The sequence below is a fragment of the Neobacillus sp. NPDC093127 genome (assembly GCF_044754175.1).
Lineage (GTDB): Bacteria > Bacillota > Bacilli > Bacillales > Cytobacillaceae > Neobacillus.
This window is the reverse complement of sequence record NZ_JBIVOP010000001.1, coordinates 379973-402825: the sequence shown is the minus strand read 5'-3', so window position 1 is coordinate 402825 and position 22853 is coordinate 379973. Positions and strand designations below refer to the sequence as shown.

20 protein-coding genes are annotated in these 22853 nt (G+C 40.5%); all 20 read left to right on the top strand.

The window, feature by feature from the left end; translation table 11 throughout:
* Positions 1–146 precede the first annotated feature (146 nt).
* The gene (locus tag ACIQCO_RS01990; protein WP_400425272.1) at positions 147–4472 is read left to right on the top strand and encodes a PolC-type DNA polymerase III; all 4326 of its coding nucleotides are present in this window, start codon (positions 147–149) and stop codon (positions 4470–4472) included.
* A gap of 232 nt (positions 4473–4704) precedes the next feature.
* The gene (gene rimP, locus ACIQCO_RS01985) at positions 4705–5175 is read left to right on the top strand and encodes a ribosome maturation factor RimP (RefSeq protein WP_400425269.1); all 471 of its coding nucleotides are present in this window, start codon (positions 4705–4707) and stop codon (positions 5173–5175) included.
* A 229-nt stretch (positions 5176–5404) separates the two neighbouring features.
* A complete protein-coding gene (nusA, locus tag ACIQCO_RS01980; protein WP_400425266.1) occupies positions 5405–6526 on the top strand; it encodes a transcription termination factor NusA in 1122 nt (373 codons plus the stop codon).
* A 16-nt stretch (positions 6527–6542) separates the two neighbouring features.
* A complete protein-coding gene (rnpM, locus tag ACIQCO_RS01975; RefSeq protein ID WP_024026806.1) occupies positions 6543–6815 on the top strand; it encodes an RNase P modulator RnpM in 273 nt (90 codons plus the stop codon).
* 8 nt (positions 6816–6823) lie between these two features.
* A complete protein-coding gene (locus ACIQCO_RS01970; protein WP_400425261.1) occupies positions 6824–7126 on the top strand; it encodes a YlxQ family RNA-binding protein in 303 nt (100 codons plus the stop codon).
* Positions 7127–7145: 19 nt separating this feature from the next.
* Entirely contained in the window at positions 7146–9500 is a 2355-nt protein-coding gene (gene infB / locus ACIQCO_RS01965; RefSeq protein ID WP_400425258.1) for a translation initiation factor IF-2, read from the top strand.
* The gene (locus ACIQCO_RS01960; protein ID WP_024026803.1) at positions 9497–9778 is read left to right on the top strand and encodes a DUF503 domain-containing protein; all 282 of its coding nucleotides are present in this window, start codon (positions 9497–9499) and stop codon (positions 9776–9778) included. Before infB ends, ACIQCO_RS01960 begins: the two co-directional genes overlap by 4 nt.
* Positions 9779–9795: 17 nt before the next feature.
* Complete coding sequence (rbfA, locus tag ACIQCO_RS01955; RefSeq protein ID WP_400425254.1) at positions 9796–10167, top strand: 30S ribosome-binding factor RbfA; 372 nt, start codon at positions 9796–9798, stop codon at positions 10165–10167.
* A 70-nt stretch (positions 10168–10237) separates the two neighbouring features.
* Positions 10238–11158, top strand: a complete 921-nt coding sequence (gene truB / locus ACIQCO_RS01950) for a tRNA pseudouridine(55) synthase TruB (protein ID WP_400425251.1) — start codon at positions 10238–10240, stop codon at positions 11156–11158.
* 32 nt (positions 11159–11190) lie between these two features.
* Positions 11191–12141 carry a bifunctional riboflavin kinase/FAD synthetase gene (gene ribF / locus ACIQCO_RS01945; protein ID WP_400425248.1) on the top strand — a complete coding sequence of 317 codons (951 nt, stop codon included), beginning with the start codon at positions 11191–11193 and terminating at the stop codon, positions 12139–12141.
* 170 nt (positions 12142–12311) lie between these two features.
* Entirely contained in the window at positions 12312–12581 is a 270-nt protein-coding gene (gene rpsO, locus ACIQCO_RS01940) for a 30S ribosomal protein S15 (protein WP_024026799.1), read from the top strand.
* Between the two features lie 219 nt (positions 12582–12800).
* Positions 12801–14918, top strand: a complete 2118-nt coding sequence (gene pnp, locus ACIQCO_RS01935) for a polyribonucleotide nucleotidyltransferase (protein ID WP_400425245.1) — start codon at positions 12801–12803, stop codon at positions 14916–14918.
* Positions 14919–15062: 144 nt separating this feature from the next.
* Complete coding sequence (locus tag ACIQCO_RS01930; RefSeq protein ID WP_400425242.1) at positions 15063–16010, top strand: polysaccharide deacetylase family protein; 948 nt, start codon at positions 15063–15065, stop codon at positions 16008–16010.
* A 100-nt stretch (positions 16011–16110) separates the two neighbouring features.
* Positions 16111–17349 (top strand): M16 family metallopeptidase, encoded by a 1239-nt coding sequence (locus tag ACIQCO_RS01925; RefSeq protein WP_400425239.1) that lies wholly within the window; start codon positions 16111–16113, stop codon positions 17347–17349.
* 98 nt (positions 17350–17447) lie between these two features.
* Positions 17448–17690, top strand: coding sequence for a YlmC/YmxH family sporulation protein (locus ACIQCO_RS01920; protein WP_400425236.1), 243 nt, complete (start codon positions 17448–17450; stop codon positions 17688–17690).
* A gap of 184 nt (positions 17691–17874) precedes the next feature.
* A complete protein-coding gene (gene dpaA, locus ACIQCO_RS01915; RefSeq protein ID WP_400425233.1) occupies positions 17875–18777 on the top strand; it encodes a dipicolinic acid synthetase subunit A in 903 nt (300 codons plus the stop codon).
* Positions 18774–19373, top strand: a complete 600-nt coding sequence (gene dpaB / locus ACIQCO_RS01910) for a dipicolinate synthase subunit B (protein WP_066085387.1) — start codon at positions 18774–18776, stop codon at positions 19371–19373. The genes dpaA and dpaB overlap by 4 nt, the downstream gene beginning before the upstream one ends.
* Positions 19374–19529: 156 nt before the next feature.
* The gene (asd, locus tag ACIQCO_RS01905; RefSeq protein ID WP_400425908.1) at positions 19530–20579 is read left to right on the top strand and encodes an aspartate-semialdehyde dehydrogenase; all 1050 of its coding nucleotides are present in this window, start codon (positions 19530–19532) and stop codon (positions 20577–20579) included.
* Positions 20580–20613: 34 nt separating this feature from the next.
* Positions 20614–21858: an aspartate kinase gene (gene dapG / locus ACIQCO_RS01900; protein ID WP_400425229.1), complete on the top strand. Its 1245-nt coding sequence runs from the start codon at positions 20614–20616 to the stop codon at positions 21856–21858.
* A gap of 94 nt (positions 21859–21952) precedes the next feature.
* The gene (dapA, locus tag ACIQCO_RS01895; protein WP_400425227.1) at positions 21953–22825 is read left to right on the top strand and encodes a 4-hydroxy-tetrahydrodipicolinate synthase; all 873 of its coding nucleotides are present in this window, start codon (positions 21953–21955) and stop codon (positions 22823–22825) included.
* The last annotated feature ends 28 nt before the right edge of the window (positions 22826–22853 follow it).

Below are 22853 nucleotides of genomic sequence, written 5' to 3'. Positions count from 1 at the left end.
AACGGTCCCTTATTTTTTTTTCATGAAAGAAGAAATATGGATGAAGTTTTCTGTCGAATAAACCCGAATCATCATGTATCATATGATATAATAATGCTTTGACATAGAGAAAATAAGTTATTTTTTAAAAGATGGGAGAGAGACGCTTGAGCGATCATGCCTTAGGGAATAAAGAGCGATTTCAACTCTTGCTCCAGCAGCTGCAATTGGTTGAGGATACGTTTGTAGTCCATTTCAACAACGCGCAAATAGAAAGACTATTAGTTGAAAAGAAAGCAAGGAAATGGCATTTTGAATTTTTATTTGAAAAAATCCTTCCCTACAATGTTTATCTTCGGTTTTCGACTCAGTTAGAGAGAACATTTTCGAATATCGCAACAATTTCATATAGTATTCAAGTATCCAATCAAACAATATCACCAGAATTAATTCAAGAATATTGGAGTAATTGTATTCAGCAAATTGATGGTATTGCTCCGCCGCTATTAAAGCTGCTTAATGAACAACACCCCGATGTGAACGGAAATAAGCTTACTGTCACTGTCCGAAATGATACAGAGGGGCAAACGATAAAGCGGAAATATGGCGGGACAATCACTGCTATTTATCAATCATTCGGATTTCCTAATTTATCGATAGAGACGGAAATAAACAATGCTGAAAAAAATGAAGAATATCAACAATTTTTACTTGCCAAGCAAAAGGAAGACCAAGAACGAGGACTTCAAGCATTGGTTGAATTACAGAAGAAAGAGGCAGATAAGGATCAGGCTTCTGGGGCGGGTCCCCAAGGTCCGCTTACGATTGGACTCACCATTAAGGATAATAGTGAATTCCGCAGTCTAATAGATATTGTGGATGAGGAAAGAAGAGTAGCAGTTGAAGGCTATATCTTTGATGCCGAGATTCGTGAGCTCCGAAGCGGCCGGTCGCTGCTTACCTTCAAAATTACCGACTACACAAGCTCGATCATGGTAAAAATGTTTTCGAGAGATAAAGAAGATGCAGCCCTTTTTCAGCTTGTTAAAAAGGGAATGTGGGTGAAAGTTAGGGGAAGCATTCAGAACGATACCTTCGTTCGTGACCTCGTGATGATCGGAAATGATATTAATGAAATTAAACCTGCCCAGCGGAAAGATACAGCACCAGATGATGAAAAGCGTGTGGAACTCCATCTGCATACACCGATGAGTCAAATGGATGCTGTAACACCTGTAGGCGCACTAATTGCCCAAGCAAAAAAATGGGGTCATAAAGCGGTTGCGGTAACTGACCATGCTGGTGCGCAATCCTTTCCTGAAGCATATGGTGCCGGTAAGAAAAATGATATAAAAATTCTTTACGGTGTTGAAGTGAATTTAGTTGATGATGGTGTGCCAATTGCCTATAATGACGCAAACCGTTTATTAGCTGAAGATACATTTGTTGTCTTTGACGTTGAAACAACAGGACTTTCAGCCGTATACGATACGATTATCGAGCTTGCGGCTGTGAAGATTCATGACGGTGAGATCATTGACCGTTTTGAATCATTTGCGAACCCGCATCACCGTTTATCTGCAACAACAATCAACCTTACAGGGATTACCGATGATATGGTACAGTCTGCACCAGAGATAGAAGAGGTTCTTCGTAATTTTAGTGAATGGACTTCTGATGCCGTCCTAGTTGCCCATAATGCTTCTTTTGACATGGGCTTCCTCAATGTTGGTTATAAAAAAATTGGCTTTGAAAAAGCAAAAAATCCGGTCATTGATACACTTGAGTTAGGTCGATTTCTCTACCCGGAAATGAAGAACCATCGTTTAAATACACTGACAAAGAAGTTTGATATCGATTTAACCCAGCATCACCGTGCCATTTATGATGCAGAAGCAACGGGGTATTTACTTCTGAAGATGCTGAAAGATGCCCTTGAAAAAGGGATTGAATATCATGATCAATTTAACAATAACATGGGGAAAGGGAATGCCTATCAACGTGCCCGTCCCTATCATTGCACACTTTTAGCGCAAACTGAGGTTGGCTTAAAAAACTTATTTAAACTCGTTTCGATTTCTCATATTGAGTATTTTTACAGAGTACCAAGAATTCCAAGATCGGTTCTCCAAAAATACAGAGAAGGCATCCTTGTAGGCTCAGGCTGTAGTAAAGGCGAAGTGTTTGAGGGAATGATGCAAAAATCCCCAGATGAAGTAGAGGCAGCAGCACGTTTTTATGATTATATCGAGGTTATGCCGAAAGAAGTAAATGCTCCGTTGATTGAAATGGAATTGGTGCGCAATGAAAAGGCCATGGAAGATATCATTACTAAGATTGTAAACCTTGGTGATAAATTAGGCATTCCAGTCGCCGCAACGGGGAATGTCCATTATCTAAATGAAAATGATAAAATCTACCGAAAAATATTAGTTAATTCACAAGGCGGCGCCAACCCGCTAAACCGCCATCAGCTTCCCGATGTCCACTTCAGGACAACCAATGAGATGATGGATGCCTTTTCGTTTTTGGGGAGAGAAAAGGCGAAAGAGATTGTCGTCACCAACACGAATAAAATTGCCGATATGATTGATGACATTAAACCAATTAAGGATGATTTATATACACCGCGAATTGAAGGTGCCGATGAAGAAATGCGCGAAATGAGTTACGCAATGGCACGGAAAATTTATGGTGATCCACTTCCAGAAATTGTTGAGGCACGCCTGGAGAAAGAACTGAAGAGTATTATTGGACATGGTTTTGCCGTTATTTATTTGATTTCACACAAGCTTGTAAAAAAATCCTTGGATGATGGCTACCTAGTAGGTTCAAGGGGATCTGTCGGTTCATCCCTTGTTGCCACCATGACAGAAATAACGGAAGTTAATCCATTGCCGCCGCATTATGTTTGCCCTAAATGTAAGCACTCTGAGTTCTTTAATGATGGGTCTGTAGGATCTGGATTTGACTTGCCAGATAAAAACTGCCCCGAATGCGGCTCTAAATACACGAAAGACGGGCATGATATTCCCTTTGAAACATTCCTTGGCTTTAAAGGGGATAAAGTCCCGGATATCGATTTAAATTTCTCTGGTGAGTATCAGCCTCGTGCCCATAACTATACAAAGGTCCTGTTTGGTGAGGATAATGTGTTCCGTGCCGGTACGATTGGAACGGTGGCCGATAAAACAGCTTTTGGATATGTAAAGGCCTATCAGCAGGATAATAATCTTACATTAAGGGGCGCTGAAGTGGACCGGCTTGCTTCCGGCTGTACAGGGGTGAAGAGAACGACGGGGCAGCACCCTGGCGGCATCATCGTTATTCCTGATTATATGGATGTTTTTGATTTTTCACCGATTCAATTCCCGGCAGATGATCGGACATCTGAATGGAAAACAACCCATTTTGATTTCCATTCCATCCATGATAACGTGTTAAAGCTTGATATCCTTGGTCACGACGATCCAACGGTTATCAGGATGCTCCAGGACCTTAGCGGAATGGACCCGAAAACAATTCCAACCGATGACCCTGAAGTTATGAAGATTTTTAGCGGCACTGAATCGCTGGGTGTGACAGAACAGCAAATTATGTGTAAAACGGGTACGCTGGGAATACCGGAATTTGGAACTCGATTCGTTAGGCAAATGCTTGAAGATACAAAACCAACAACATTTTCGGAACTCGTTCAAATTTCCGGGCTCTCACACGGTACAGATGTATGGCTGGGAAATGCTCAAGAATTAATCCATAATCAAACATGTAACTTGAGCGAAGTAATTGGCTGTCGGGACGATATCATGGTCTATTTGATTTATCAAGGACTGGATCCTTCGTTTGCCTTTAAAATTATGGAATCAGTTCGAAAAGGAAAAGGCTTAAGTGAAGAGATGGAAGCGGAAATGCGAAAAAATGAAGTTCCGGAATGGTATATTGATTCTTGTAAAAAGATTAAATATATGTTCCCTAAGGCGCATGCGGCTGCCTATGTGTTAATGGCGGTTCGAATTGCTTATTTTAAGGTTCATCTGCCGCTTCTTTATTATGCCGCCTATTTCACTGTCCGTGCCGAGGATTTTGACATTGAGGCGATGTCGCGCGGGTCAGAAGCCATCCGCGCAAAAATCGAAGAAATAAATGCAAAGGGCTTAGAAGCCTCGAATAAAGAGAAAAACTTATTAACAGTTTTAGAATTGGCCCTTGAAATGACCGAAAGAGGGTTTGTTTTCCAAAATTACGATTTGTACAAATCGGATGCGTCAGATTTCATTATTGAAGGCAATACATTAATTCCCCCCTTTAATTCCATTCCAGGTCTGGGAACAAATGCTGCTTTTAACATTGTGAAGGCAAGGGGCGAAGGAGAATTTTTATCAAAAGAAGACCTTCAGCAGAGAGGGAAGGTATCCAAGACCATTCTAGAATATTTGGACAAACAAGGCTGCCTAAAATCCCTTCCGGAGCAAAACCAGCTTTCACTTTTCTAAACAAATCGCCCTCTACCGCCCTGTACGAGGCGCTCGGCTTTGGTTTAGGTTTGCATAAAAATATTGGTTATGGTATAGTTTTATTGGAAATACTAAGAAATACTCTCGTGTCTAAGAGTGGGGAAACCCACTCTTTCGTCTTGTTGTCGAATATTTTTTTAGTAGAACTTAATAAAACTTTCCGTGAACTACATAAAATATGGGTGAAAAACATCGAAAAGGGGGGGTTAGTATGAGCAAAGTAACGGAAGTAGTGGAAGAGCTTGCGGCACCGCTTATTCAAGAGCTGGGCTTGGAATTGGTTGAAATTGAATATGTAAAAGAAGGGAAAAGCTGGTTTCTTCGTGTATATATTGATAAAGATAACGGTGTGGATATTGAGGATTGCGGACTTGTCAGTGAGCGGCTCAGCGAAAAACTCGATGAAATCGATCCAATTCCCCATAATTATTTTCTTGAAGTGTCCTCACCTGGTGCAGAGCGACCATTAAAAAAAGATAAAGATTTTCAAATGGCTATTGGCAAAAATGTCTTTATCAAAACGTATGAGCCAATTGATGGTGAAAAAAGCTTCGAAGGAACATTGCTGGAATTTAATGGTCAAGTATTGAAAATTGAGGTCAAAATCAAGACCCGTAAGAAGTCTATTGAAATTCCATATGAAAAAGTAGCAAATGCACGACTAGCCGTTATTTTTTCATAAAGAAAAGTTGTGTTAAAGCACTTGGTTGATTTTGATCACAATGTTGATCTTCGTTACAGGCGCGAGACTCCTGCGGGAGCAGTGGGACAGGTGAGACCCCGCAGGCGCTATAGCGCCGAGGAGGCTCACCGCCCGCCCCGCGGAAAGCGAAGCGCCTGGAACGGAAATCAACATTCACCTTTAACATAGCCAAATGAAAAATTGAAAAGGATTAGGGGGATACAAGCAAATGAGCAGCGAATTATTAGATGCTCTTACAATACTGGAAAGAGAAAAAGGTATTTCCAGAGCGATTTTAATTGAAGCGATTGAGGCAGCACTCGTATCGGCATATCGCCGTAATTTCAATCAGGCTCAGAATGTGCGGATTGACATAAACTTACAGACAGGGACGATGCGCGTTTTTGCGCGAAAAGAGGTTGTTGATCAGGTTTTCGATCCGCGTCTGGAAATCTCTTTAGAGGATGCAAGACAAATCAATCCAAACTACCAGGTTGAAGATGTTGTTGAAATGGAGGTAACTCCGAAGGATTTCGGCAGAATCGCAGCTCAAACTGCTAAACAGGTGGTCACACAGCGAGTAAGAGAAGCAGAAAGAGGAATCATTTATTCAGAATTTATCGACCGTGAAGAAGATATTATGACTGGTATTGTTCAACGGCTTGATTCTAAATTTATTTATGTCAGCCTTGGTAAAATTGAGGCGTTACTTCCTGCAAATGAACAAATGCCAAATGAACGTTACAAGCCGCATGACCGAATCAAGGTATTTATTACCAAAGTTGAAAAAACAACCAAGGGTCCGCAAATATTCGTATCTCGGACACATCCGGGACTTTTGAAACGCTTGTTCGAAATTGAGGTCCCAGAGATTTACGACGGAACAGTGGAAATTAAATCTGTTGCCCGTGAAGCAGGGGATCGCTCTAAGATTTCTGTGCACTCGGATAATCATGAAGTAGATCCGGTTGGTTCTTGTGTCGGTCCTAAGGGGACAAGAGTTCAAGCAGTCGTGAATGAGTTAAAGGGTGAAAAAATCGATATCGTTAAGTGGTCTGATGATCCTGTCGTCTTTGTCGCTAATTCACTGAGTCCTTCGAAGGTTTTGGATGTTATGGTGAGTGAAAACGAAAAAGCAACGACAGTTGTTGTCCCAGATTATCAGCTTTCCCTGGCAATTGGTAAACGTGGCCAAAATGCCCGGCTGGCGGCAAAATTAACAGGCTGGAAAATTGATATCAAATCAGAAACAGAAGCGCGTGAAATGGGGATTTATCCGCGTGAAGAACCAATCAGGCTTTTTGATGAACAAGTTGATACTGATTTCGATTTCGAAGAAGATATAGATTAATGTTGAGGTGAGACGTGTGAACTCTAGAAAAAAAGTTCCAATGCGCAAATGTGTGGCTACCGGTGAAATGAAACCGAAAAAAGAACTCGTTCGCATCGTTCGCTCCAAAGAAGGAGACGTATCCATCGATTTGACCGGAAAAAAATCCGGCAGAGGTGCATACCTTTCAAAGGACAAAGAAGCTGTCTTACTAGCCAAGAAAAAAAACACCTTGTCTAATCATTTAGAGGTTTCTATTAATGATTCAATATATGAAGAGCTCCTAGAGCTAATAGAGAAGGAGAACTGACCATCCACATGAACCAAAAACAATGGATGTCATTGCTTGGCTTGGCCAATCGAGCGCGTAAAATCACAACGGGTGAGGAATTAACCGTCAAGGAAATCCGAAACGGCAAAGCAAAACTCGTACTATTATCCGCAGATGCGTCTGCAAATACGACTAAAAAAATTACGGATAAATGTAATTCCTATGAAGTTCCATATAAAATGGTTGAGGACCGTCACCTTCTTGGTCAAGCAATTGGCAAGGAAGCCCGCGTTGTTGTAGCTGTTATGGATGATGGATTTGCAAAAAAATTGATAACGTTGCTCGATTAAATCTAGCGGGGGTGAAAATATGAGTAAAATCCGTGTTTATGAATACGCAAAAAAACACAATATTTCAAGTAAAGATATCATTACAAAATTAAAAGAAATGAATATAGAGGTTTCCAATCATATGGCAACAATAGAAGATGCAGACATCAAAAAACTTGATGCTGCCTACAGTAAAAAAGCAACCAATTCACCGCAGCAAAAGCCGGTAAATAATACCCAGCAAAAGCCTGTAAATAATACGCAGCAAAAGCAGGAAGGCGGACAGCAAAAACGCCCAAGCAATCGCCCTGCCCAGCAGCAAAATCGTCAAAATCAAAGACCGGCACAATCGGGGCAGAAGCCGCAAGTGCAGTCGAAAACACCTAAAGCATTTGAGGAAGCTGCAGATAAAAATTCTGCTCCTAGCAAGGTGAAAGTAGCCTCTCCTCCAAAAACGGCGGAAGGCAAGAAGCAAAACCAAGAATCTCAATCAAAAGAAAATAAAGTCTTCAATTCTGGAAAAGCAAAGAGTAAACCATATAATAACAATTACAACCAGAATCGTAATAATCACAATAATAAAAAGAAAAACCATACACCAGTACAGCAAGCAGCACCGCAAAAGAGAAAAGAGAGAGAACTTCCAGCTAAAATTACCTTTAGTGAATCGCTAACGGTAGCAGAGCTAGCGAAAAAAATCTATCGCGAACCATCAGAAATCATCAAAAAACTCTTCTTGCTTGGTGTAATGGCAACAATTAACCAGGTGTTAGATAAAGATGCAATTGAATTAATCGCCGGGGAATATGGGGTCGAGGTCGAGGAAGAAATTAAAATCGATACAACCGACCTTGAAGTGTATTTTACCGAAGACAGTGCGGAAAACTTAGTAGAAAGACCTTCTGTCGTTACCATTATGGGGCATGTTGACCACGGTAAAACAACATTACTTGATTCGATTCGAAACACAAAGGTAACTGAAGGAGAAGCTGGTGGAATAACCCAGCATATCGGTGCCTACCAAGTGGTTGAAAACGGTAAGAAAATAACATTCCTTGATACACCAGGACACGCTGCATTCACAACCATGCGTCAACGTGGTGCAAAAATTACCGATATAACCATTCTTGTTGTAGCTGCAGATGACGGTGTAATGCCGCAAACTGTAGAAGCCATTAACCATGCAAAAGCAGCTGAGGTTCCAATTATTGTAGCGGTTAATAAAATGGATAAAGAGGCCGCGAATGCTGATCGTGTGATGCAGGAACTTACTGAACATGGATTAGTATCTGAAGCATGGGGTGGGGATACTATTTTTGTCCCACTATCTGCAAAAACCGGCGAAGGTATAGATAATCTTTTAGAAATGATTCTTCTTGTCGGTGAAGTAGAAGAATATAAAGCAAATCCAAATAGAAAAGCCGTTGGAACCGTGATTGAAGCCCAATTGGATAAGGGCCGTGGTTCGGTTGCCACCTTACTAGTGCAAAACGGAACGCTAAAAATTGGTGATCCGATTGTTGTTGGTCATACACATGGCCGTGTTCGTGCGATGGTGAATGATAAAGGCCGCCGTGTTAAAGAAGCAGGCCCATCAACACCAGTTGAAATAACAGGACTAAGTGATGTTCCGCAGGCTGGGGACCGCTTCGTTGTGTTTGATGACGAAAAGACAGCACGTCAAGTTGGGGAAGCACGCTCCCAGCAGGCATTGGTTGCACATCGAGGAGAAAAATCGATTGTAAGCTTAGAAACGCTGTTTGAACAATTGAAACAAGGCGAAATGAAGGACTTAAACATCATCCTTAAAGCTGATGTTCAAGGTTCTGCAGAAGCGGTTGCTGCTTCATTGCAGAAAATCGACGTTCAAGGTGTCAATATTAAAATTATCCATAGCGGTGCAGGTGCGATTAATGAGTCGGATATTAGTCTTGCGGCAGCATCAAATGCGATCGTTATCGGATTCAATGTTCGCCCAGATGTAAACGCGAAACGTGCTGCAGATGCTGAGAAAGTGGATGTCCGTCTGCACAGAATCATTTATAAAGTTATCGAAGAGATTGAAGCGGCTATGAAAGGGATGCTTGACCCCGAATTCCAAGAAAAAATCATCGGTCAAGCTGAGGTTCGTCAAACATTCAAAGTATCGAAGGTGGGTACGATTGCTGGTTCGTATGTAACGGATGGTAAAATTACCCGTGACAGCGGCATTCGCTTAATTCGTAACGGAGTTGTCATCTTTGAAGGACAAATCGATGCCCTAAAACGTTTCAAAGACGATGCAAAAGAAGTCGCACAAGGCTATGAATGTGGTATCACCATTAAAAACTTTAATGATGTAAAAGAAGGAGACATCATTGAAGCATACGTAATGGAAGAAATTGAACGTAAATGATCATCGGCGCTGCCGTTTGTGAATGTATCATTTACGATGCCCATTCCTTAAAAGAGAAACGAGCCGTTTTGCAGCGAATCCTTACACGATTAAAACAAAAGTTTAACGTATCCGTGTCAGAAGTTGACTATCAGGATGTATGGCAGCGAACAAAGATTGCCATCGCAGCAGTTACTTCCTCAAGAGTATCAACAGAGCAGGAGCTGCAAAATGCGTTAAAATTTATCGACTCGTTTCCAGAAATAGAAAGAACGATCACCGAGATGGATTGGCTTTAAGTTAAGAGGTGAATGTGATGAGCCACAGAGCAAATCGTGTTGGAGAACAAATGAAAAAAGAACTAGGTGACATCATCAGTCGCAAAATCAAGGATCCACGGATTGGATTTGTGACGGTTACCGATGTTGAAGTAACTGGAGATTTACAACAAGCTAAGGTTTATATTTCTGTATTAGGTGATGAAGAGCAACGGGAAAATACTTTAAAAGGTCTGGCCAAGGCAAAAGGTTTTATCCGGACAGAAATTGGTCAGCGTATTCGCCTTCGCAAAACACCTGAAATCATCTTTGAATGGGATGAATCAATCGATTATGGAAATCGGATTGAAACACTGCTTCATCAATTGCATACAGATGATAAACCAATGGATAAGAATGAAGAAGAGTAACAATTTAACGGAAAATGGATAGACATAGGTCTATCCATTTTTTTAAATATTTTAGTGAGGAGAGTTAATCTTGGAAGGGATTTTACCTTTATTTAAGCCTGCTGGGTTAACATCACATGATTGTGTCTTTAAGTTAAGAAAGATTTTAAAAACAAAAAAAGTAGGTCATACAGGCACACTTGATCCTGATGTGACCGGTGTTCTTCCTATTTGTATTGGGAAAGCAACCAAGGTTGCTGAGTACATAACCGATGCTGGCAAGGCATATGAAGGGGAAGTGACAATCGGTTTTTCGACAACAACAGAGGATGCCTCTGGTGAAACGGTTGAGAAGAAAATGGTGAATCGTACGATTCCACATGAAGAAATTCAGCAGGTTCTGAATTCATTAACGGGTGAAATTGAACAAACACCCCCTATGTTTTCAGCTGTTAAAGTCGGAGGAGTCCGACTTTATGAATATGCACGGAAAGGGATTGAAGTGGAACGCCCTTCGAGAAAGGTGAAGATTTTTTCGATAGAATTACTTGACGAGAGAACTGAATATTCTGGTGAAACGATTAGTTTTCGATTTAGAGTCAGCTGCAGTAAGGGGACCTATATCCGAACCTTAGCGGTCATGATTGGCGAGCGTCTTGGGTATCCAGCACATATGTCGCACCTGACAAGAATTCAATCCGCATCCTATTCGTTGAAGGATTGTCTCACATTTGAAGAGGTTGAAAAATTGATGGCTGATGGGACTATTTCAACCGTTTTAAGACCTTTGGAAACAGCACTTTCTCATTTGCCGAAATTACTGATTAATGATAAAGTAGCAGAGAAAGTGAAAAATGGTGCTCTATTACCAATGCCAGAACATTTAAAGACAAGTAACGGACCTATTATTGCAGAAACTAAAGATGGAATGGCTCTGGCGATTTATGCAAAACATCCCAACAAGCCGGATTTGCTTAAACCAGTTAAGGTATTAAGAAACGAGCTAGAATAAAAGGTTACGGTAAAAGAAAAGGTGAGTTTCATTTGGAAATAATAAGACTTAGTTTTCCATATAACATAAATAACGAATTTCCGCCATTAGCTATGGCTCTTGGCTATTTTGATGGAGTTCATCGCGGTCATCGAGAGGTAATCCTTGAGGCTAAACGGCAGGCGGAGAGTAAGGGGTATCACAGTGCTGTCATGACATTTGACCCGCATCCATCGGTCGTGTTAGGAAAAGGCAGAAAACATGTACAGTATATAACTCCCTTGAAGGAAAAAATTAGCATTATTGACAGTTTAGGTATTGATTATCTATTTATTGTTCATTTCACCGCAGAATTTGCCAATCTGCTTCCTCAAGAATTTGTTGATCGATATGTAATTGCGCTTAATGTACACCATGTTGTCGCCGGATTTGATTTTACATATGGACGAATGGGTAAAGGAACAATGGAAACCTTGCCATTTCATTCAAGAGATCAGTTTTCTCATACAATAGTAGCCAAATTTGCGCAAGATAACGAAAAGGTTAGTTCAACAAGAATTCGTAATCTCCTGAAAGAAGGAAAAACAGCGCAGCTTCCACCGCTTCTTGGTAAGTTCTATACGACTACAGGAACGGTTATACATGGGGATAAACGGGGCCGGACAATTGGCTTTCCAACGGCAAACATCGACTTAAATGAGGCATATATTGTACCACCTACAGGTGTTTATGCAGTACGAATGAAAGTAGATAATGATTGGCATGATGGTGTTTGTAATGTTGGATACAAACCAACATTTAATAAGGAAGCAGTAAAGCTATCAGTTGAGGTTCATCTGTTTGACTTTAACCGGGAGATTTATGGATATGAAGTTGTTATTGAATGGCATCTATATTTACGGAAAGAACAAAAATTTTCAGGGATTGAAGAACTAGTAACTCAAATAGAGAAGGATAAGCAAAATGCCTTACATTACTTTGAAAAGAATCGACAATCTTCCTGACATTGCTTTCATTATGAAGTTTTTCTTACAAGATAATGAGGTTTTTACTTGCTTTTTGGCGTAAAACAATGTATTCTTAACTACGTATTAAAAACAACCTTTGCTTGGCAAGTCGAGTCACCGACGCTTGCTCGGTAACTGGGGATAGAAAAACTAGGAGGTGAATCCGGATGGCAATCACTCAAGAACGTAAAAATGAACTTATCAATGAGTATAAAACTCATGAGAGCGACACTGGATCTGCTGAAGTTCAAATCGCTGTCCTTACTGAATCAATTAACAATTTGAACGAGCACTTACGTACACACAAGAAAGATCACCACTCACGCCGTGGCCTTTTGAAAATGGTTGGTAAACGTCGTAATCTTTTGACTTTCCTACGTAATAAAGACGTTCAACGTTACCGTGTGTTAATTAATAAGCTTGGTCTACGTCGTTAGTCTACAGAAGCGGGAATTTTCCCGCTTTTTTATTAGGTTAAAATTTTTTATACATATTTTAAGTCAGAGCAATTATGTGCATACTATAAGTAATTTGAATTGATACAATGAGCCTTCAAGGCTTTTTTAATATAAGCTATCTTTAGTAAGATGAGTACAGCGGGATAGTCATATTTCGCATCATCCTCCTAAGTGATTTAGATGGAGAGGGGTAAAATTATGGAACAAACGAAACATGAATATTCGATGGATTGGGCGGGGCGCAAGTTAACCGTCGAACTTGGTCAATTGGCAAAGCAGGCAAACGGGGCAGTAATGGTTCGCTATGGTGATACGGCCGTATTAAGTACCGCAACGGCTTCCAAAGAACCGAAAAACTTGGATTTCTTCCCATTAACAGTTAACTATGAAGAACGGTTGTATGCTGTTGGTAAGATTCCTGGAGGTTTTATTAAACGGGAAGGTCGTCCAAGTGAAAAGGCTATTTTAGCTAGCCGCCTTATTGATCGTCCGATCCGCCCGCTTTTTGCGGATGGATTCCGTAATGATGTTCAAGTAATTAGCATTGTGATGAGTGTGGATCAGGATTGTTCGACTGAAATGGCTGCAATGTTCGGGTCTTCTTTGGCGCTAAGCACTTCAGATATACCGTTTGAGGGTCCAATTGCCGGTGTTATTGTTGGGCGTATCAATGGAGAATTTGTCGTTAACCCTACAGTTGAACAGGCAGAACAGAGTGACATTCACTTAACAGTTGCTGGAACAAAAGATGCGATTAATATGGTTGAAGCAGGAGCTTTAGAGGTTCCCGAGGAAATCATGCTTGAAGCTATTATGTTTGGCCACAATGAGATTAAACAATTAATTGAATTTCAAGAAAAAATCGTCGCTGAAGTTGGCAAAGAAAAAAGACAAATTTCCTTGTATGAATTAGATGCAGGGCTTGAAGCTGAAGTAAGAGAAATGTGCGAATCAGAAATGATTAGTGCTATCCAGGTTCAAGAAAAGCATGCTCGTGAAGATGCCATCAAAGAAGTTAAAAACCAAGTTTTGGCTAAATACGAAGAACAAGAAGCAACAGCTGAAGATTTGAAGCAAGTCAAACAAATTTTGGATAAGATGGTTAAAGGTGAAGTCCGCCGTCTAATAACAGTGGAAAAAATCCGTCCAGATGGCCGTAAAATTGATGAAATCCGACCATTATCGTCCCAAGTAAGTATTTTACCTCGTACCCATGGGTCAGGATTATTTACGCGTGGACAAACACAGGCTTTAAGTATTTGTACGCTTGGAGCAATGGGTGATGTACAGATTCTTGATGGTTTAGGAATTGAAGAAGAGAAACGCTTCATGCATCATTACAACTTCCCACAATTCAGTGTAGGGGAAACTGGCCCAATCCGCGGACCGGGCCGTCGTGAAATCGGCCATGGTGCCTTGGGTGAACGTGCCCTGGAACCGATTATTCCATCTGAAAAGGATTTTCCATATACCATCCGCCTTGTTTCTGAGGTTCTCGAATCCAATGGTTCCACTTCTCAGGCAAGTATTTGTGCAAGTACGTTGGCGATGATGGATGCAGGTGTGCCGATTAAAGCGCCTGTCGCTGGTATTGCTATGGGTCTTGTTAAATCAGGAGAGCACTATACTGTATTATCTGATATTCAAGGGATGGAAGACCATCTAGGAGACATGGATTTTAAAGTCGCAGGAACAGCAAAAGGTGTTACAGCGCTGCAAATGGATATAAAAATCGAAGGTCTTTCCCGCGATATTTTAGAAGAAGCCTTACAGCAAGCAAAAGTGGGAAGAATGCATATTTTAGATTCTATGCTTGCTACCATTACTGAACCAAGAACCGAGCTTTCCCAATTCGCACCGAAAATCTTAACGATGACAATCAACCCAGATAAAATCCGTGATGTCATTGGACCGAGCGGTAAACAAATCAATAAGATTATTGAAGAAACAGGTGTTAAGATTGATATCGAGCAAGATGGTACTGTTTTTATTGCCTCGACTAACCAAGAGATGAATCAAAAAGCGAAGAAAATCATTGAAGATATTGTTCGTGAGGTTCAAGTCGGAGAAATGTATCTTGGCAAGGTAAAGCGGATTGAAAAATTTGGTGCCTTCGTTGAAATTTTTGCTGGAAAAGACGGACTCGTCCATATTTCTGAACTTGCTGAAGAGCGGGTAGGAAAAGTGGAGGATGTTGTTAAAATTGGTGATCAATTCTTAGTTAAGGTAACCGAAATTGATAAACAAGGCCGTGTGAACCTTTCACGTAAAGCGGTCTTGAAGGAACAGCGCGAAAAGGCAGAAGAAAACCAGTAAGAATGATTACAGGCTTTTGAATGCAGATAAGTCGGGGCAAACACCCTGACTTTTTTCATTATTAAAGCCATTCTCTTCTGCAAAGGCTTTTCTGTTCTACCTTGTCCCTTCTATACATAAAGTGTATGGAAGGGGGAAAGGTAGATGAAAAAGGCTTGGATTTTTTTAAGTTTAGGTTTGGCTGCATGGATCTTAGTTAACAATCCAATTGTGAACAAGTATGTTTCTTCAATAAAGCAATCAGCACTTCCTGCTGCAAAGGAGTCAGATCCTCTTTATCAAAGTATCATAAAACATGCTTCTACATATGAAATCCCACCTTCCGATGCGAAAATAGATAGGGTTTGGAAGGCTATTCCCGGCTATAACGGACTTGAAGTGGATCTTGAAGCTTCTTATAAAAATATGAAAAAAAAGCAAGTTTTTGACGAAAAGAAACTGGTGTTTATCCAAACAAAACCAAAGGTGCATCTTGACCAATTACCTCCCTCGCCGATATATAAAGGCCATCCTGAAAAACCAATGGTATCCTTCATTATTAATGTTGCATGGGGAAATGAATATCTCTCAGAAATGCTTGCGACCTTGAAAAGGCATCATGTAACAGCTAGTTTTTTTCTAGAAGGAAATTGGGTAAAAGAAAATCCAGACCTCGCAAAAATGATAGTGAGTGCTGGACATGAGGTAGGAAATCATTCTTATTCACATCCGGATATGAAGCGGCTGACAGCTCCTATGGCTAGGGAACAAATAAAGAAAACGAATGAGATCATTGAAGCAGCAACTGGTGCGAAATGTGTCTGGTTCGCTCCGCCTAGCGGCAGTTATCGGGATGAGACCATAAAAGTCGCTCATGAATTTAATATGAAAACCGTAATGTGGACAGTCGATACAGTGGACTGGAAAAAGCCCTCTCCTGAAGCTCTGATTAATCGGGTCATGTCAAAAATTGATAACGGTTCCATGGTGCTGATGCATCCGACTGCATCAACAGCAAACTCACTCGAACAATTAATTACCTTAATCAAGCAAAGGAATTTAAAAATCGGTACGGTCTCAGATTTAATGAATGAGGAAAGAATCATTAAATAATTAAGGAAGATATCTCTTAAAATTGGAGAAAATAACTTCTAGAAAGTATAATAAATTATTGGAGTAGTAGCATCTGCGGTGTATAGACAGGAGGAAGTCGATGATTAATAAATATACTTGCCAAAATGGAGTAAGAATTGTATTAGAAAATATTCCTACCGTACGATCCGTTGCCATTGGTGTATGGATTGGAACTGGTTCTAGAGATGAGAATCCACAAAACAATGGTATTTCCCATTTCCTAGAGCATATGTTTTTTAAAGGTACTGCCACGCGTTCTGCAAAGGACATTGCTGAATCCTTTGATAGCATTGGCGGTCAGGTTAATGCCTTTACCTCTAAGGAATATACATGCTATTATGCCAAGGTTCTTGATACGCATTCTCAATTTGCCTTAGATGTACTAGCAGATATGTTTTTTAATTCTACTTTTGTTGAAGAGGAATTAAAAAAGGAGAAAAACGTTGTTTTAGAGGAAATAAAAATGTATGAAGATACACCGGATGATATCGTCCATGATTTACTTAGCAGGGCTGTTTTTGAAAATCATCCACTTGGATACCCGATTCTTGGGACAGAAGAAACATTAAATACATTTACTGGTGACACACTCAGAGAATATATCCATGAAAGATACACTCCTGAAAATGTGGTTATTTCAATCGCAGGTAATATATCAGAGGCTTTTATTCAGGAAGTTGAAAAATATTTTGGAAGCTACCAGGGCGGCTCAAAGGAAACCCCCGAAAATGTTCCTGTTTTTCATTCTAATCGAATATCAAGGAAAAAGGAGACGGAGCAGGCCCATTTATGTATTGGTTTTGAAGGACTTAAGGTTGGTCATGAGGATATCTATAGTTTAATTACGCTAAATAATATTTTGGGCGGCAGCATGAGCTCGAGACTGTTCCAAGAGGTCCGAGAACAAAGAGGCTTAGCTTACTCCGTATTCTCTTACCATTCTGCCTATCAGGATAGTGGAATCGTCACAGTTTATGGCGGAACGGGTGCAAAACAGCTGGATGTTTTATTTGAAACTATCCAAGAGACACTTGAGAAATTAAAGCAAAATGGTATTACCGAGAAAGAATTAACAAATAGTAAAGAACAGCTAAAAGGCAGTTTGATGTTAAGTTTAGAAAGCACAAATAGCCGAATGAGCCGCAATGGCAAAAATGAACTCCTATTAAGACGTCATCGCTCCCTCGATGAAATTATCGAGCAGATTGATGTAGTTACTAAGAAAAGTGTGGACGACATGGCAAGAGCCGTTTTTACGGACAAATATTCTGTCACCTTGATTAGTCCAGATGGAGAATTTCCTAATAAATTATCGTAAACAGAAAAACAGTTCGATCACCGAACTGTTTTTCTTTATTCTATTTTTGGACTTCCCCCTATAAACTAGTAGAAAAGGGTTGAAGAGGGGGCTTTCGGATGAGGCTTAGTGAATTAAGCGGTAAAGAAATTGTCGATGTAAAAAGGGCTGAGCGATTAGGGGTGCTAGGGTCTACCGATTTAGAAATTAATGAAGGAACTGGTCAAATACAGGCCCTGCTAATTCCTTCATTAAAATGGTTTGGCTTTCGGAAGCAAGGCGAGGAAGTCAGAGTACCATGGCAGCATATAAAGAAAATAGGTGCTGACATGATCATTATTGACGTGCCTGAAGAGGATTAAAGATACGAATAAAGGCTCAAGCAAAACTTCATTTGCTTGGGCTTTTTTTAGTTTACTAAAGGTGGAAAACTCACCGATTGAAGCGAACTTACATAAGATGGTGAAGTGATAAGAAGAAAAGCAGGTGCTAGACAATTAAAAAGAATTCCTAGTTGGATTTTTAAAAAAGAAGGTGAATGTTTTCATGCTGACAGGGATGCAAATAGCCGTGATTGGCGGGGATGCCAGACAGCTGGAAATTATCCGCAAGTTAACCGAATTAGATGCGAGGATATCGCTGATTGGTTTTGAACAGCTTGACCATGCCTTCACCGGTGCAGTCAAGGAAAAGTTAGAAGAAGTCAATTTTTCAAATATGGATGCTCTTATTTTACCTGTACCAGGTACAGATCTTGATGGCCAAGTGGAAACAATTTTCTCAAATGAAAAGGTGATTATAACAAGCGATATGCTGGAAAAAACTCCTGAACATTGTACGATTTATTCAGGGATTAGTAATTCTTATTTAAATGGAATTACAACCAAGAGTAAACGACCTTTAATCCAGTTATTCGAGCGGGATGATGTTGCCATCTATAATTCAATCCCAACCGTAGAAGGAACGATTATGATGGCCATACAGCATACCGATTTCACCATCCATGGCTCAAATATTGCCATATTAGGCTTAGGAAGAGTGGGGATGAGTGTGGCGAGAACCTTTGCCGCACTTGGGGCAAAGGTGAAGGTAGGAGCTAGAAAAAGTGAACATTTAGCAAGAATCACGGAAATGGGTTTAACCCCCTTTCATTTAAATGATTTAGTGAATGAAGTGAAAGAAATCGATATTTTAATTAACACGGCTCCACATTTAATTGTTACGGCTACGGTAATATCGAAATTGCCTGCCCATTCACTTATTATTGACCTTGCCTCAAAACCTGGCGGGACTGATTTTAGATATGCGGAAAAACGGGGAATAAAGGCATTACTTGCCCCTGGACTTCCAGGAATTGTGGCTCCAAAAACAGCCGGTCAAATCCTGGCAAATGTTCTAGCCCAGCTGCTTCAAGATGATGTAAGAAAGCGAAAGGGGAAAGTGAAATGAGTTTAAAGGGTAAAAGGATTGGCTTTGGCCTAACAGGCTCACATTGTACGTATGATGCTGTATTTCCGGAAATTGAAAAATTAGTTCAGGCCGGCGCAGAGGTAATGCCAGTTGTAACTTTTACAGTTAAAAATACAGAAACCCGCTTTGGTAAAGGGGAAGATTGGATTGAGAGGATTGAAGATTTAACAGGACATAAGGTCATTGATTCGATCGTCAAGGCAGAGCCTTTAGGACCGAAAATCCCGCTTGATTGTATGGTAATTGCTCCTTTAACAGGTGTCTCAATGAGTAAATTTGCCAATGCAATGAACGACAGTCCCGTCTTAATGGCTGCCAAAGCCACTCTTAGAAATTTAAAGCCAGTCGTACTTGGTATTTCAACGAATGATGCACTTGGTTTAAATGGTGTAAATTTAATGAGGTTAATGGCAACGAAAAATATCTATTTTATTCCCTATGGGCAGGATGATCCGGTGAAAAAACCAAATTCAATGGTTGCGAGGATGACGCTGCTCTCTGAAACAGTGGAAGCAGCAATTGAAGGCAGACAGATTCAGCCCGTACTAGTCGAAAGGTATAAAGACAGTGACTAATTCTCCCCAATATTTCAAAAAAGGTTATTTCTTAAAAGGAATATGTTAAAATAAATTTACCATTCATCAGTGGGGGGTGTCTCTCCCGCTGATGAAATATTTAAAAACGAAATGACCAGTCATTATACAGGTGAAAGATTGAAGGGAGAACATGTAATGAGCGAGCACAATGGATTTCATGTTGCGGTTGTAGGGGCAACAGGAGCAGTCGGACAACAAATGATTCAAACCCTAATTAAAGAGAATTTCCCAATTAAAGAACTTACCCTCTTATCCTCAGCCCGGTCGGCAGGGAAAAGAGTGAATGTTAATGGTCAAGAATATACGATTCACGAAGCGAAGCCTGAGAGCTTTGAAGGTGTCGAGATTGCTTTATTCAGTGCGGGCGGCAGTGTATCAAAGGAACTTGCTCATGAAGCAGTAAAACGTGGTGCCATCGTCGTGGACAACACTAGCGCCTTTAGAATGGATGAGGATAAACCTTTGGTTGTTCCGGAGGTAAACGAAGCGGACTTGCTTCATCATAATGGAATTATTGCAAATCCAAACTGCTCAACAATTCAAATGGTAGTCGCCTTAGAACCAGTTCGACAGAAATATGGGTTAAAAAAGGTTATCGTCTCAACCTATCAAGCCGTTTCAGGTGCCGGGTCTGCTGCAGTGGAAGAATTACTGGAACAGACAAAGTCTATTCTTAATAAAGAAACATTTGAACCGAAGCTTTTACCGGTGAAATCAGATAAAAATCATTACCAAATTGCTTTTAATGCAATTCCGCAAATTGATATGTTCCAGGAAAACGGCTATACATTTGAAGAAATGAAAATGATTAATGAAACAAAGAAAATTATGAATATGCCGGAATTACAGGTTTCGGCAACGTGCGTCCGTCTTCCAGTTGCTGTTGGACATTCAGAATCTGTTTATTTTGAAATTGAAGCGGAGGACGTAAGTGCGAATGATATCAAAGCATTATTAAAGGATGCACCAGGTATTATTTTACAGGATGATCCGGAAAATCAAGTATATCCAATGCCGGCAAATTGCGTTGGAAAAAACGATGTCTTCGTTGGACGGATTAGAAAAGACATCGATGAAGACCGCGGGTTCCACATGTGGGTAGTATCCGACAACCTGCTTAAAGGGGCGGCATGGAATTCAGTTCAAATAGCCCAAAGTTTGGTAAAATTAGGTTTGGTAAAATAAAGTTACAACCAAAAAGGTAGGTTTTGGTGTCACCATGAAAATTATTGTCCAAAAATTTGGCGGTACATCTGTCAAAGATGAGAAGAGCAGGAAACATGCAGAAGGTCATATTAAAAGGGCCTTAGCAGAAGGTTATAAGGTAGTAGTTGTTGTTTCCGCAATGGGGAGAAAGGGTGACCCCTACGCAACCGACACCTTATTATCATTAATCGGCGGTAATTTAAGTAAAATCTCAAAACGAGAACATGATTTATTATTGTCTTGTGGTGAGGTTATTTCTAGTGTCGTTTTTGCAAATATGCTAGTGGAGAGCGGCATAAAGGCCGTGGCTTTAACTGGAGCGCAAGCAGGGTTTAGGACCAATAACGACCATACAAATGCAAAAATCAATGAAATGAAATGTGACAGGCTTCTAAGGGAATTAGAGAATTATGATGTAGTTATTGTTGCTGGATTCCAAGGGGCTGCCAAAAATGGTGACATTACGACCATAGGCCGCGGCGGCAGTGATACCTCAGCAGCAGCCTTAGGTGCGGCCCTTAATGCCGAATGGATAGATATTTTTACCGATGTGGAAGGAATTATGACCGCAGATCCACGCATTGCTGAAAATGCCCGTCCGCTTCCAGTTGTTACTTATACAGAAGTTTGTAATATGGCCTATCAAGGTGCAAAGGTCATTCACCCAAGAGCGGTAGAAATTGCGATGCAGGCAAAAGTGCCGATTCGCATTCGCTCCACTTATTCTGAAGCCCTCGGTACATTGGTAACGACATTAAATAGGAATAATCGCGGCAGTGATGTCAGGGAACGAATGGTAACAGGGATTGCCCATGTTTCAAATGTCACCCAAATAAAGGTTTTTGCCAAAAAAGATCAATACTATCTGCAGTCAGAAGTGTTTAAGGCAATGGCTATTGAAAAAATCAGTGTAGATTTTATCAATATTTCGCCAAACGGTGTTATTTATACGGTTTCAGAAGAAATGACAGACAGGGCTATCCAAGTCTTAAATGAATTGGGTCATGACCCCGTTATTGAACGCCATTGTGCAAAGGTTTCTGTTGTTGGTGCAGGGATATCAGGTGTACCAGGGGTAACCTCGAAAATCGTTACGGCCCTTTCTGACCATGGAATTCGTATTTTACAATCTGCGGACAGCCATACAACCATTTGGGTGCTGGTCAAGCAGGATGACTTAGTTAAATCCGTCAATGCCCTGCATGATGCCTTTCAATTAGAAGAGGAAAAATTTGAATACAATCTTGCAGATCTATAAGGGGAATATTAATAAAAAACCTATATTGAATGGAAATTTAAAGGATACATTGGCTGATGGAGCTAGCTGTCTGTATCGAAAGGAGTAGGAAAAAATGGTTCATTTCGGGCGTGTATCTACGGCAATGGTCACCCCTTTTGATAGAAAAGGGCATATTGACTTTGCGAAGACCACTCAATTAGTCAATTATTTAATTGAAAATGGAACAGATTCTCTCGTTGTTGCCGGGACGACTGGAGAATCCCCAACATTATCTAAGGAAGAAAAGCTGGCATTATTTGATCATATTGTAAAAGTTGTAAATAAGAGAATTCCAGTGATTGCTGGTACGGGAAGTAATAATACTTATGCCTCGATTGAATTGACAAAAAAAGCAGAGCAGCTTGGTGTGGATGCGATTATGGCGGTAGCTCCCTATTATAATAAACCAAATCAAGAAGGTCTATTTCAGCATTTCAAAGCAGTCGCCGAAGCCACTACACTTCCGCTAATGGTTTATAATATTCCAGGAAGGGCAGCAGTAAATATCCTTCCAGAGACCGTAATCCGCCTTTCAAAGATAGCAAATATTGTTGCTGTAAAGGAAGCGAGTGGGGATTTAAATGCAATGACGCATATTATTGCTAATACAGACGACGATTTTGTTTTATATAGTGGTGATGATGGCTTAACAATCCCCGTTCTGTCCATTGGCGGAGTGGGGATTGTCTCGGTTGCTTCACATGTGATTGGCAATGAAATGCAGGAAATGGTTAAAGCGTTTTTTGATGGCGAGAATCGGAAGGCTGCGTTATTACATCAGCATTTGCTTCCGATTATGCAGGGCTTATTTGCTGCTCCAAGTCCGGCTCCTGTTAAGACTGCGCTGCAGGTAGTGGGATTGGATGTTGGCTCGGTAAGACTACCGCTTGTTGGCTTAACCGAACAAGAGCGTGCAACCTTAATTTCGATTTTAAATAAGAAATAAATAAAAAAACAAAAAGTCATCCGATTAG